Raw genomic sequence first — 12950 nt, forward strand, 5'->3', positions numbered from 1 at the left:
GACGGATGCCGCGGCGCGGGCTGCGTCGGCTCCCGCCGGCGCAGCCGTCCTGGTGCCTGCGACCTGGCAGACTCGGACGGTGACGCTCCTCGACACGATCGCCGCGGCCGGCGCCGCGCGGCAGCCGCAGGGCGCAGCCGGCGCTCCCGACGCCGACGCCCTCTACGACGCGTTCGTCGAGTGGGCAGCCGATCAGGGCTTCTCGCTGTACGCAGCGCAGGACGAGGCCGTCATCGAGATCGTCTCGGGCTCGAACGTGATCCTGTCCACCCCCACCGGAACCGGCAAGTCGCTCGTCGCGGTCGCCGCGCACGCCGCCTGCGTCGCCCGGGGCGGGCGCAGCTACTACACCGCGCCGATCAAAGCACTCGTGAGCGAGAAGTTCTTCGCCCTGGTCGACATCTTCGGCGCCGCGAACGTGGGCATGGTGACCGGCGATTCCTCGGTGAACCCCGACGCTCCCATCGTGTGCTGCACCGCCGAGATCCTCGCGAACCTCGCACTCCGTCAGGGCGCGGATGCAGCCGTCGATCAGGTCGTCATGGACGAGTTCCACTACTACGGCGACCCCGAACGCGGGTGGGCCTGGCAGGTGCCGCTGCTGCAGCTGCCGCGCGCGCAGTTCGTGCTCATGTCGGCGACCCTCGGCGACGTCACATCCATCGCCGAGGACCTGGAGCGGCGCACCGGGCGCACGGTGGCGCGGATCACCGGCGTCGAGCGGCCCGTGCCGCTGCACTTCTCCTACGCCCGCACGCCCGTGCACGAGACGGTCGAAGAGCTGCTGCAGACCGGCGAAGCGCCGGTGTACATCGTGCACTTCTCGCAGGCGGCCGCGATGGAGCGGGCACAGGCGCTGTCATCCGTGCGGATCGTCAGCAGGGAGCAGCGGGACGCGATCGCGGATGCGATCGGCGGATTCCGGTTCACGACGGCCTTCGGTCGCACGTTGTCGCGCTACGTGCGTGCCGGGATCGGCGTGCATCATGCCGGCATGCTGCCGCGCTATCGGCGCCTCGTGGAGACGCTCGCCCAACGGGGGCTGCTTCGCGTGATCTGCGGCACCGACACCCTCGGCGTCGGCATCAACGTTCCGATCCGCACCGTGCTCATCACGGCGCTGTCGAAGTTCGACGGCACGAAGATGCGGCAGCTGACCGCACGCGAGTTCCACCAGATCTCGGGTCGTGCCGGCCGCGCAGGGTACGACACGTCGGGCACGGTCGTGGTGATGGCGCCCGAATGGGAGATCGAGAACGAGGCGGCGCTGCGCAAGGCGGGCGACGATCCCGCCAAGCGCAAGAAGATCGTGCGCAAGAAGGCGCCCACCGGGGTCGTCAACTGGGGACTCGGCTCGTTCGAGCGGCTCGTCGACGCGCAGCCCGAGCCCCTCGTGCCCCAGCTGAAGCTCACCGCCGCGATGCTCATCAACGTCATCGCCCGCGGCGGAGACGTGTTCGGGAACATCCGCTCGCTCGTGTTCGACAACCACGAGCCGCCGGCCCGGCGCTACGACCTGGCCCGCCGTGCCCTCGCGATCTTCCGCACGCTCGTCACCGCGGGTGTCGTAGAGGTCGACCGCGGCGATTCCGCGGATGCCGCGGCCGCCGGCATCCCGAACCGCATCCGCCTGACGGTCGATCTGCAGCCGAACTTCGCGCTCAACCAGCCGCTCTCGCCCTTCGCGCTGGCCGCCATCGAGCTGCTGGACCCTGCGACGGGCTCGACGCCCGTCGACGGCGGGCGAACCGGCGACCAGAACTCCTCAGGTACGCGCGAGTTCGGCTCAGACCGGCCCGAAGCAGGCGGAATGGGGCCGGATGTGAGGAGTTCTGCCACCCGCGTCGGGACGGGCCACTACGCGCTCGACGTCGTCAGTGTCATCGAGGCGACCCTCGACGACCCGCGGCCGATCCTGGCGCAGCAGGAGTTCAAGGCCCGCGGCGAGGCGGTCGCGGCGATGAAGCAGGACGGGCTGGACTACGACGAGCGCATGGCGCTGCTCGAAGAGGTGACGTACCCGAAGCCGCTCGAGGAGCTGCTGAGCCAGGCCTACGAAGTGTTCGCGTCGAGCCAGCCGTGGGTGCGCGACTTCGAGCTGTCACCGAAGTCGGTCGTGCGCGACATGTTCGAGCGCGCGCTGTCGTTCTCGGAGCTGATCTCGTTCTACCAACTGGCCCGCAGCGAGGGCCTTGTGCTGCGGTACCTCTCGGACGCGTACCGCGCCATCCGGCAGACGGTCCCGCCCGAAGCGCAGACCGAGGATCTCCACGACCTTGTGGCCTGGCTCGGCGAGGTCGTGCGTCAGGTGGACTCGAGCCTGGTCGACGAGTGGGAGGCCCTCGTCAATCCGGCCGAAGACCCGGCCGCCCCCGTCGTTCCCCCGGCACCGCCGTCGGTGCTCACGAACCGCCGGGCGTTCGGCGTCCTGGTGCGCAACGAGCTGTTCCGCCGGGTGCAGCTGGCGGCCCTCCAGCGCGACGACGAGCTCGTCGAGCTCGATCCCGACGTCGACTGGCCCGCCGCGCTGGACGCCTACTTCGACGAGCACGACGAGATCCTCACCGGCGGACCGGCGCGCTCGCCGAGATTGGTGAGCATCGACGAGCAGGATGCCGCGACCGGCGTCTGGCGTGTCGAGCAGACCATCGACGACCCGGCCGGCCACCACGACTGGCGCATCCGGGGTGAGGTCGACCTGGCCGCGTCCGAGGAGGCCGGCGCCGCCGTCGTGCGCGTCACGCAAGTCGTCCGGCTCTAGGTCGCCGCGTCAAAGCGCCGGGCCGGATCGCGCTTTTCGGCGCCGGAGCGCACAGAATCACCCGATCGAGCCCGCCCGTTTGACGCGGACCGGATGAGACGGGCAGCGGCGCGCTGCATCCGCGATGATGGCAATATGCCCACGTACGTCGCGTTCCTGCGGGCGATCAACCTCGGCCCCAGCCGCAAGTTCCCCAAGGACGACATCCGCCGGGCCGTCGAGGCCATCGGGTTCACGGACGTCGAGACGCACATCAACACCGGCAACGTGCGGTTCTCCACGCCGATGCGTTCGCGCGCGAAGATCGACGCGGCCCTCGAGACGGCGTTCGCCGCCGATCGCGGATTCGACGTGCCCACCATCGTGTTCACGCCGGCGGAGCTGGTCGAGATCGCACGGGATGCCGAGCGGCTGAGCGCCGACCGCCCGGATCTCGAGCGGCACTATGTCTACCTGCTGAAGGACGAGCTGCCTGCCGACACGATCGCCCGCATCGAGGCGCTCACCACGGAGGCGGGCGGCATGGTGGTGCGCGGGCGGGCGGCGCATGCACTGCTCGGGCCGGGATACCAGACGGGCACCGTCGATCCGCTCGGCGCCGCGAAGCTCCTCGGTGTCGCCACCAACCGGAACGCCAACGTCGTGACGACCCTCGCCAGGAAATGGGCATGACGACGCGTCAGGGTGTCAGCACCTCGACTTCGGCGGACGCGAGGGCCGCCGCGAGGTCGGCGGGCGGAGGGGCGTCCGTGACGAACCAGTCGGCGCGCCCAAGTTCCGCGATCTGCGCGAACAAGCGACGCCCGAACTTGCTCGAGTCCGCGAGGATCGCGACCTTCGAGGCGTGCGCCATCATCTCGGCCATCATCGCGGCGTCGCCCAGGTTGCTCGTAGAGTAGCCCGTCGTCGAGACGGCCCCGACGGCGATGATCGCGAGGTCCGCCTGCACCGCGAGCTGTTCACCGCCAGGCGTCAGCTGGAAGCTCACCGGCCCGGTGGTCGTCTGACCGACGGTACGCACGGAGCCGCCGAAAACGTAGAGATCGCGCAGCGCCTTCACCGGCACTTCCGCAGGAATGCGGAGGTTGTTGGTGGCCACTGTGAGCTGGCGGTGGTCGCGCAGCGCGCGAGCGACGGCGAGCGTCGTCGTACCGCCGTTGAGCATGAGCACCGAACCGTCGACCACGAGACCGGCGGCGAGCTGTGCGATCGCCTCCTTCTCCGCGGTCTGCATCCGTAGGCGGACGTCCAGCCCACGGTCGCTGCGAGGGACAGAGGCGACACTCACCGCGCCGCCGTGGGTGCGGATGAGAAGTCCCTCCGCGTCCAGCTGATCGAGGTCTCGTCGGATCGTGTCGATCGACACACTGAACTGCTCCGCGATCTCACCGACCGTCAGCTGCCCCTTCGAGCTGAGGTGCTCGAGCAGCGCAGCCCGGCGGCCGGCGGGGAGGCGTCGCGACCGCTCCGAAGTCGACACATCGTTGGCCATGATGAATTCCTAGCACACACCTGCGTCCGGATCACCTCATGCACCGCATAAAACAGCGGAAACCCGCAATCATGGCTCACGCGGGCGCGCAACCCGGCGCTGAGCTGCAAGATCACGAAACGATCTCGTCTGCTTGACCGACTGACGGCAATCGGTCTACCATCACGATGTCGCATCAAACTGCAAAGAAACGCGTAAAGCGGCAGATATCGGAAGAGGAGAATCATGAGCAACGATGCTCTCGGACGTCGCCGCGGGGCGAAGCTCGCCGCGACGGCGTTGGCTACGGTTGGCGTGCTGGCGGTCGCCGGCTGTTCGGCATCCGGCGGCGATGACGCGGCCGATACGGGCGATGTCACCATCGAGTTCGCCCAGTGGTGGGAACCCGAGCTCCCCGACGGGGCGTTCCGCGAGCTGATCGACGGTTTCGAGGAAGAGAATCCGGGCATCACCGTCGAGCTTGTGAGCGGCCCGTATGCATCCACCAAGGAGCAGCTGTTCGCGGGTGCTGCCTCCGGGACCATGCCCGACGTCGTCGGTCTCGACGGCGCGTGGGTCAACGACTTCGCGAGCCAGGGTGTCATCGCCGACCTCACGGCCCTCATGGCCGAGGCGGACTACGACGACAGCGAACTGGCCAGCCAGATCCAAGTCGACGGCGCGACATACATGATCCCCGTCGTCAACTTCGTCTACCCGCTCTTCACGAACGACGCACTTCTGGCCGATGCCGGCATCGACGCGCCGCCGAGCACGCGCACTGAGTTCGAGGAGGCTGCCAAGGCGATCACCGCGGGCGGTACCGCCGCCGGGTGGGCACTGCCCCTGTCACTCGAGGCGCCCAACGGAGTGCAGAACGACGTGATGTCGTGGGCATGGGCGTCCGGCGGCACGATGCTCGCCGATGGACAACCCGACGTCACGAACGACGACGTCCGGGGAGTCGTCGAGTACATCCAGGGCTTGTGGGATGACGGTGTCATCGCATCCGGCTCCTTCACGATGAAGGAGCAGGACAAGGTGGAGGAGTTCACGAACGGCCGCGTCGGCATGATGATCGACTCGCTCTCGCACATCAACCTCATCCGCGAGACCAACCCCGACCTGCAGTTCTCGATCTCGGCGATCCCCGCCGAAGACGGCTATGACGGCGAGCGAGGCATCCCGTACGCCTCGTGGGGCATCGGCGTCGCCGAGAACTCCGACCATAAGGACGCAGCGTTCAAGCTCATCGAGTACCTCATGAGCGCCGACGTGAACTCGGAGCTGTCGACCATCGCGAACGCGTTCCCCGGGAACGTGAATTCTGCACCCGACCTCGAGGGCAAGGACGAGCTGTTCACGACGGCGTTCGAGATCTACCAGGCGGGCTACCCGGCCAACGAGTTCACCGGTCTTCCAGTCGCGGAAGAGCTCATGCGTCAGTTCGGCGAGCAGTTCCAGGCACTCCTGGACGGCAAGCAGAACGTCGACGACATGCTCGAGAACACGCAGGCGGCCTGGGAAGCGGAGTTCTGAGAACCCGCCCCATCAGACCGGGTGCCACGCCGTCAACGGCCGCGGCGTGGCACCCGACCAGAAAGAGCTCACCCATGCAACCAGTGATCGCACCCGACACGGTGACGATCGTGGCCGGTCCGGAGCAGGGCCGACGGCGACGGCACCGGACCAAGACGCTGGAGTCCTACGGATTCCTCGCCCCGACACTCATCCTCCTGCTCGTCCTGATGATCGTCCCGATCGTCATGGTCGTGGGCTACTCGTTCATGGACAACGTCATCCTGAACAAGAGCCCCGAGTTCGTCGGGATCCAGAACTATCTGACGATCCTCACCGACAGCGGCTTCCTGGGTGCGATCTCGAACACGCTCATCTTCACGATCACGAGCGTCGTCGCCCACCTCGTCCTCGGGCTGACCTTCGCGATGCTGCTCAACAGCGAACTGATCGGACGCGTGCCGAGGGCCATCTTCCGCGCGCTGTACATCCTGCCCTGGCTGTTCACCGCCGCGGTCATCGCGGTGCTGTGGCGCATGCTTCTCGCGCCGAACGGCGTCATCAACTATCTGCTGAACACGGACGTCGAGTGGCTCGCCTCACCTGAGCTCGCTCTCGGCTCGGTGACGTTCATCAACATCTGGGCCGGGTACCCCTTCTTCATGGTGAGCCTGCTGGCGGGCCTGCAAGGCATCCCAGCCGAACTGCACGAGGCGGCGCGCGTCGACGGAGCCAGCGGCATTCAGCGCTTCTTCAACGTCACCATCCCGCAGCTGCGTCCGATCATCGTGAGCCTGGTGCTGCTCGATCTCATCTGGACCTCGCAACAGTTCGCGCTCATCTGGATGACGACCGGAGGCGGCCCGATCAACGTCACCGAGATGCTCAGCACCTACACGTACAAGCTCGCGTTCAGCAAGTACGACTTCGCTCTCGCATCGACCAGTGCGGTGCTCGTGCTGCTCATGTCGATGGTCATGGCCTTCTTCTATGTGCGCCACCAGAAGGCGAGGGACTGACATGGCGATGACAGTGAGAGCGCGCCGCCGCACGATGCGCGCGGGCGTGATCGTCGGGCTGGTGCTCGGCGCCATCTTCGCGGCTGCCCCGGTGCTGTGGATGCTGGCGAGCTCGTTCAAGTCGAACACCGAGATCTTCGAGCTACCCCCGCGCCTGCTCACCGACAGCTTCTCGTTCGACGCCTACCTGGCGATCTTCACCGACCCCGAGAAGCTGCGCTTCTTCCTCAACAGCTACATCGTCGCGGGCTCGGTAACGCTGCTGACTCTGTTCGTCGCCGTCCAGGCGGCGTACGCCTTCAGTCGGTTCGAATTCCGAGGCAAGCGGATCCTCAACGTCGTCATCGTCAGCGTGCAGGCCGTGCCGCCCATCACGCTGCTCATCCCGTACTTCGGGCTCGTCGTGCTGCTGGGGCTGTACAACACCTATCCCGGGCTGATCTTCACCTACATGGTGTTCACGCTGCCGTACGCGATCATCATGATGACCGGCTACTTCAACACGCTCCCGCGTGAGCTCGATGAGGCCGTGCGCGTGGACGGCGCGGGTTCCTTCACAGCCCTCTGGCGCGTGCTCGTGCCGATCTCGGTCCCTGGAATCGTCTCGGTCGGCGTCTACACGTTCATGATCGCGTGGAACGAGTATCTCTTCGCGCTCACCCTCACGCGCACCGTTGACATGCGCACGGTGCCGATCGGCATCCAGCTGCTCATGGGTCAGCACTCCTACGAGTGGAACGAGATCATGGCGATGAGCATCCTCGGGTCGATTCCAGTCCTCGTCCTGTTCCTCTTCTTCCAGCGCTACTTCATCAGCGGGCTGACCTCCGGGTCTGTCAAGAGCTGACGCGCGCCCCACACCACCATCGAAAGGGAAAAACCCGTGCTCTACACCGGCAAGTCCATCCTCGACGTCGCGAACGACAACAACTTCGCGATCCCGGCCTTCAACATCAGCGACTGGGCGATGTTCAACGGGGTGATGGACATCAGCGAAGAGCTGAACGCCCCGGTGATCATCGCCATCCATCCCGACGAGGTGCGGCACATCACCACCGACCTCATCCCCGCGATGCATGCCCGCGCTCATCGCTCGAACGTTCCCGTCGCGATCCACTGGGATCACGGCGGCACGTACGAGCAGATCATCACGGCCATCCAGGCGGGATTCACCTCCGTCATGATCGACGCGTCGCTCAAGCCTTTCGACGAGAACGTCGCTCTGACGCGCAAGGTGGTCGAGGCCGCCCACGTCGTCGGGGTGCAGGTCGAGGGTGAACTCGGCACCATCGGAGCCAACGACAGCTACGGCGAGTCGGGAGCCGAGGAGATCATCTACACCAACGTCGACGACGCCGTGCGTTTCGTCCGGGAGACGGGTGTCGACAGCCTCGCCATCGCCATCGGCACCTCGCACGGCCTGTATCCCGCTGACAAGAACCCCGAGCTGCGCCACGACCTGCTGCAGGAGATCAAGGCCGCTGTCGGCATCCCGCTCGTGCTGCACGGGGGCTCGGCCAACCCCGACAGCGAGCTCCGTCGCGCCGTCGATCTCGGCATCAACAAGATCAACATCTCCAGCGATATCAAGGTCTCGTACCACAATCGCATGCGCGAGGTGCTCGGCACCGACGAGCGGCTGCGGGAGCCCAACGCCATCCAGCCGGAGCCGATCGCGGCGATGAAGGTGACCGCGGCCGAGAAGATCAACCTGTTCGGAGCCGCCGGCAAGGCGTCCCTGTACTGACTCGCATCGCAACGGAAGGATTCGGAGTGTGACCTCGCAACTGGTGCTCGGCCTCGGCGGCACCGTCGACTACGAGATCGCGTGGGATCCGGCCGTGCTCGAAGCGCTCGCTCTCGAGCACGGCATCCGCTCCGGCGATCTTGACGCGTCGATCCCGGTCGACGACGAGCGGAGCCTGGTGATCACCGTGCTGGCCCTCCTGCGCGATGGCCGCGGCGGAGAGCGGTTCGTGTCTTCCGTCCCCGTGCTCGAGCGCTTCGCCTCGCGGTTCCGGTACGCGAAGACCCTCGGTGGAACGTGCGTGCGCGCGGCTCTGGCGATGGCACGGCTCGGGGTGGGCAGCACCGTGCACCTGGTGAGCATCGACGATACGGTTCGGACCCTGCTGCCGCCCGAGGTTTCGTGGGTGTCGAGCGCGAAGGCGGACTCCACCGAGCCTCACGTGATCGTGCAGTACCCGGCGGGTGCGGTCGTCCGTCTCCCCGATGCACAGCTCGTCGCGCCGCACCCCAACCGGCTCATCTTCGTCAACGACCTGCCGAACCGGGAGCTCGTCATCGCTCCTGAGCTGCCCCGGATGGTCGCGAAGGCGCGGGTGTTCCTCGCGTCCGGGTTCAACACCATTCAGGATGCCGAGATCCTCGATGACCGGCTCGCGACCGTCGTGGAGGCCATCCGGGGACGGTCCGCCGGCGCGGTGGCGGTCTTCGAGGACGCCGGTTCCCATGATGTCGCCCATGGACTTCGCGTTCGGGACGCGATGGCGGCCGTGGTCGATGTGTATGGCCTCAACGAAGATGAGCTGTTCGGCTATCTCGGTGGAGCGTTCGACCTGCTGGACCCGGATGCCGCCGAGCGGGCGCTGCGCCGAGCGACGGAGTTGATCCCGGCCCCCACCCTCGTGGTGCACACCAAGCACTGGGCGGTCGCGGTGGGACGCGACTCCGGGCGGTGGCGGGCCGCGCTGGAAGGCGCGGTGACCATGGCCGGCACGCGATTCCGCGTCGGTGACGGACTGACGCGGGACGAGTACGCGGCGACCCGTCGGATTGCCCGGCAAGCGGCGGCCGTCGTGTTCGCGAACGAGATCGAGAGCCGGTTCGCAGGTGGTGCGTCGTGCGTGCCGGCCTACGATCTGAATGTCGCCTCACCGACGACCATCGGCCTGGGCGACACGTTCGTGGGCGGATTCATCGCGGCGCTCGCGACACCGGATGAGCGTCGGACGGATGCCGGGGCATCCGTTCTGGCGAAAGGGAACTCCCGATGACTGTGCTGGTCCTGCCGTCGAACCGGCCGGCCGCCCGCTTCTACCGCGGCGGCCGGCGCATCACCGACTTCCGTGGTGAGCCGCCCGCCGCCGAGTACGAGCCTGAGGACTGGGTCGGCTCGGTCACGCCGGTGAACGGAGAGGCGCCCGCTGGCCAGACGACGCTCCCCGACGGAACACTCCTCGCCGATGCGATCGCCGCCGAACCGCGGTGGTGGCTCGGACCCGCGCACGTCGCTTCGTTCGGCGCCGACCCGATGCTCCTGGTGAAGCTCCTCGATGCGGGCCAGCGGCTTCCCGTGCACGCCCATCCCGACGGGGCATGGGCGGCCGCTCACCTCGGCACCGCGCACGGCAAGACCGAGGCCTGGTACGTCCTCACCCCGGGCGAGGTGCATCTGGGGCTCGCCCGCGATCTGGAACGCGCCGAACTCGACGACATCGTCGCGCGCCAGGACGTCGCGTCGCTGCTCGGTGCCATGCACCGTCTCGAGGTCGGTCCGGGTGACGTCGTGTACGTACCCGCGGGCGTGCTCCACGCCATCGGCGAGGGGATTCTTCTCGTCGAACTACAGGAGCCGGAGGACCTCTCGATCCTCGCCGAATGGCACGGGTTCGCCATCGACGGCCCGGCGAAGGGACATCTCGGCGTCGGCTTCGATACCGCCCTCGGGGCGGTCGAGCACCGCGCGCGTTCGGCGGCGGAGATCGCGGGGCTCGTTCATCGGGCCGGTGGGGACGGGCCGCTGCTGCCGTCGGCGGCCGAGGCGTTCTTCCGTCTCGAGCACGTGAGGGTGGACGGTTCGGCCGAGCTCGACCCGGGCTTCGCGATCGGGGTCGTGCTCGACGGTGAAGTGGACGCGGCAGCGCACGGAAACAGCGTCCCCGACGCAGGCGGGGGCGTCGGGGTGAGCCGGCTCGTCCGCGGCTCGACGGTCGTGCTGCCCCACGCGGCAGGCGTGGTGCGCGTCACCGGCGCCGGTGAGCTGCTCGTGTGCCGCCCACCTCTGCCTCGCTGACGGCGCCTCCTCCACACCACCCGCCAGCAGGCGTGATCCCACGACTTCGGTCCCTGGCGGACATGCCGTCGGATGCCCGGGCTACCCTGGGGCGGGTGACCGATCCGCAGGGCGACCCCTACGCCGACCTCATGTGGGCCGACGCGGACGCCCCGCCGCCCGACGATGACCCGCCCTTCCCCGATCCATACTTCTCGGCCCCCGCGCACGGCGAAGGGTCATCGGCCTTCGACCCGGCTCCGAGTGCGGCCGGCGCGTTGACGAACGCTGGGCCGCGCCGCGACTTCACAGGACTCGAGGCCCGCACCGTGCTGCGCGAGGTGTACGGCTACGACGCGTTCCGGGGGGAGCAGGCCGCGATCGTCGAGCACGTCATCGGCGGCGGTGACGCCGTCGTGCTGATGCCGACCGGCGGGGGCAAGAGCGTCTGCTACCAGGTGCCGGCACTCGTGCGGCCCGGCACGGGGCTCGTCGTGAGCCCTCTCATCGCCCTCATGCACGATCAGGTCGACGCGCTCGTGGCCAACGGCGTGCGTGCCGCGTACCTCAATTCGACCCAGGCGCCGGCCGAGCGGGCGGCCGTGGAGCGCGCGTATCTCGCGGGCGAGCTCGACCTGCTGTACGTCGCTCCCGAACGCCTGAACACGCAGGCGACGCTGCGGTTCCTCGCGCGAGGCACGCTCAGCGTCATCGCGATAGACGAGGCCCACTGCGTCTCCCAGTGGGGTCACGACTTCCGGCCCGACTACCTCGCCCTCGGCGCGCTCGCCGAGAGGTTCCCGGGGGTTCCTCGCCTGGCGCTCACGGCGACGGCAACGCCGGCCACGCACCGCGAGATGACCGAGCGGCTGCACCTTCCGAACGCCCGTCACTTCGTCTCCAGCTTCGACCGCCCCAACATCCAGTACCGGATCGAGGTCAAGTCCGACCCCCGCCGGCAGTTGGTGGCCTTCATCCGCCATGTCGACGCGCAAGCTCGCTCGACGACCGGTCCGGCATCCGGCATCGTCTACGCGCTCAGTCGCAAGTCGGTCGAGCAGACGGCGGAGTTCCTGTCGGCGCAGGGCATCGATGCGCTGCCGTATCACGCGGGGCTGCCCGCCGAGACGCGCGCGGCGAACCAGTCGAGGTTCCTGCGGGAAGACGGCGTCGTGATGGTCGCGACGATCGCCTTCGGAATGGGAATCGACAAACCCGACGTGCGTTTCGTCGCCCACATCGACCTGCCGAAGTCGGTCGAGGGCTACTACCAGGAGACGGGCCGGGCAGGACGTGACGGCGAGGCATCCGTCGCCTGGATGGCGTACGGACTCGGCGACGTCGTGCAGCAGCGCCGGCTGATCGACCAGTCGCCCGGTGATCGGGCGTTCAAGATGCGGCTCGGTCAGCACCTCGACGCCATGCTGGCCCTGTGCGAGACGGTCGGATGCCGGCGGCAGAACCTGCTGGCGTACTTCGGCGAGGACTCCGGTCCGTGTGGCAACTGCGACACCTGCCTGGAGGCGCCCGACACGTGGGACGGGCTCATCCCGGCACAGAAGCTGCTCTCCACGATCGTGCGTCTGCAACGCGAACGCGGCCAGGCTTTCGGCGCGGGTCACCTCATCGACATCCTCCGGGGTGCCTCGACCGACCGCATCCGACAGCAGGGGCACGACCAGCTGTCGACCTACGGGCTCGGCGCCGACCTCAGCGAGCAGGACTGGCGCAGCGTGATCCGGCAGCTGCTGGCGCGCGGCATCCTCGTTGCCCGCGGCGAGTACGGCACACTGTCGCTCGGTGAACCGGCGACGGGGGTTCTGCGCGGGCAGACGCCTGTGCCGCTGCGCCGTGACGTCATGGGGCGATCGGGTGGTGTCGCGCGCGTGCGCAAGGGCAACGCGCCCGAGACCCTGGCCCCGGGAGATGTCGGACTGTTCGAGGCGCTGCGCGCCTGGCGTGCGAGTGTCGCAAAGGAACTCGGCGTGCCGGCATACATCGTCTTCGGCGACGCAACCTTGCGCGCCCTCGCCGAGCGGCGGCCGGAGAGCCTCGCAGACCTCGACGGCGTCTCGGGCATCGGAGCGAAGAAACGCGAGGCGTACGGCGAGGCCGTGCTCGACGTCATCCGCCGCGCGGCCTGACACCATGGCTGCAGGAGGGAAC

General features: G+C 68.1%; 10 protein-coding genes. 9 read left to right on the top strand and 1 reads right to left on the bottom strand.

Features of this window, described 5'->3' with window-relative positions; genetic code table 11:
• The first annotated feature begins 79 nt into the window (after positions 1 to 79).
• Together C9992_RS12225 and C9992_RS12230 are read left to right on the top strand one after the other, a co-directional pair.
• Positions 80 to 2761 (top strand): DEAD/DEAH box helicase, encoded by a 2682-nt coding sequence (locus tag C9992_RS12225; protein WP_407662242.1) that lies wholly within the window; start codon positions 80 to 82, stop codon positions 2759 to 2761.
• A gap of 135 nt (positions 2762 to 2896) precedes the next feature.
• The gene (locus C9992_RS12230; RefSeq protein WP_106815838.1) at positions 2897 to 3433 is read left to right on the top strand and encodes a DUF1697 domain-containing protein; all 537 of its coding nucleotides are present in this window, start codon (positions 2897 to 2899) and stop codon (positions 3431 to 3433) included.
• Positions 3434 to 3440: 7 nt separating this feature from the next.
• Here the strand turns inward: C9992_RS12230 and C9992_RS12235 are convergent, their stop codons facing one another.
• Entirely contained in the window at positions 3441 to 4253 is an 813-nt protein-coding gene (locus C9992_RS12235) for a DeoR/GlpR family DNA-binding transcription regulator (RefSeq protein ID WP_106815839.1), read from the bottom strand.
• Positions 4254 to 4478: 225 nt separating this feature from the next.
• On the opposite strand from C9992_RS12235, the gene C9992_RS12240 reads away from it, so the two are divergent.
• The 7 genes from C9992_RS12240 to recQ all read left to right on the top strand — a co-directional run bounded on the left by C9992_RS12240 (position 4479) and on the right by recQ (position 12928).
• Positions 4479 to 5771, top strand: coding sequence for an ABC transporter substrate-binding protein (locus tag C9992_RS12240; RefSeq protein WP_106815840.1), 1293 nt, complete (start codon positions 4479 to 4481; stop codon positions 5769 to 5771).
• A 74-nt stretch (positions 5772 to 5845) separates the two neighbouring features.
• Entirely contained in the window at positions 5846 to 6769 is a 924-nt protein-coding gene (locus C9992_RS12245) for a carbohydrate ABC transporter permease (RefSeq protein ID WP_106815841.1), read from the top strand.
• Between the two features lies 1 nt (position 6770).
• Complete coding sequence (locus C9992_RS12250; RefSeq protein WP_106815842.1) at positions 6771 to 7616, top strand: carbohydrate ABC transporter permease; 846 nt, start codon at positions 6771 to 6773, stop codon at positions 7614 to 7616.
• A 36-nt stretch (positions 7617 to 7652) separates the two neighbouring features.
• Positions 7653 to 8516: a ketose-bisphosphate aldolase gene (locus C9992_RS12255; protein WP_106815843.1), complete on the top strand. Its 864-nt coding sequence runs from the start codon at positions 7653 to 7655 to the stop codon at positions 8514 to 8516.
• 28 nt (positions 8517 to 8544) lie between these two features.
• On the top strand, positions 8545 to 9786 hold the full coding sequence (locus tag C9992_RS12260; protein ID WP_106815844.1) for an ADP-dependent glucokinase/phosphofructokinase: 1242 nt from the start codon (positions 8545 to 8547) through the stop codon (positions 9784 to 9786).
• A complete protein-coding gene (locus C9992_RS12265; protein WP_106815845.1) occupies positions 9783 to 10805 on the top strand; it encodes a class I mannose-6-phosphate isomerase in 1023 nt (340 codons plus the stop codon). The genes C9992_RS12260 and C9992_RS12265 overlap by 4 nt, the downstream gene beginning before the upstream one ends.
• 131 nt (positions 10806 to 10936) lie before the next feature.
• The gene (gene recQ / locus C9992_RS12270) at positions 10937 to 12928 is read left to right on the top strand and encodes a DNA helicase RecQ (protein WP_200826323.1); all 1992 of its coding nucleotides are present in this window, start codon (positions 10937 to 10939) and stop codon (positions 12926 to 12928) included.
• Positions 12929 to 12950 lie beyond the last annotated feature (22 nt).

This window comes from Microbacterium timonense (assembly GCF_900292075.1).
GTDB lineage: Bacteria > Actinomycetota > Actinomycetes > Actinomycetales > Microbacteriaceae > Microbacterium > Microbacterium timonense.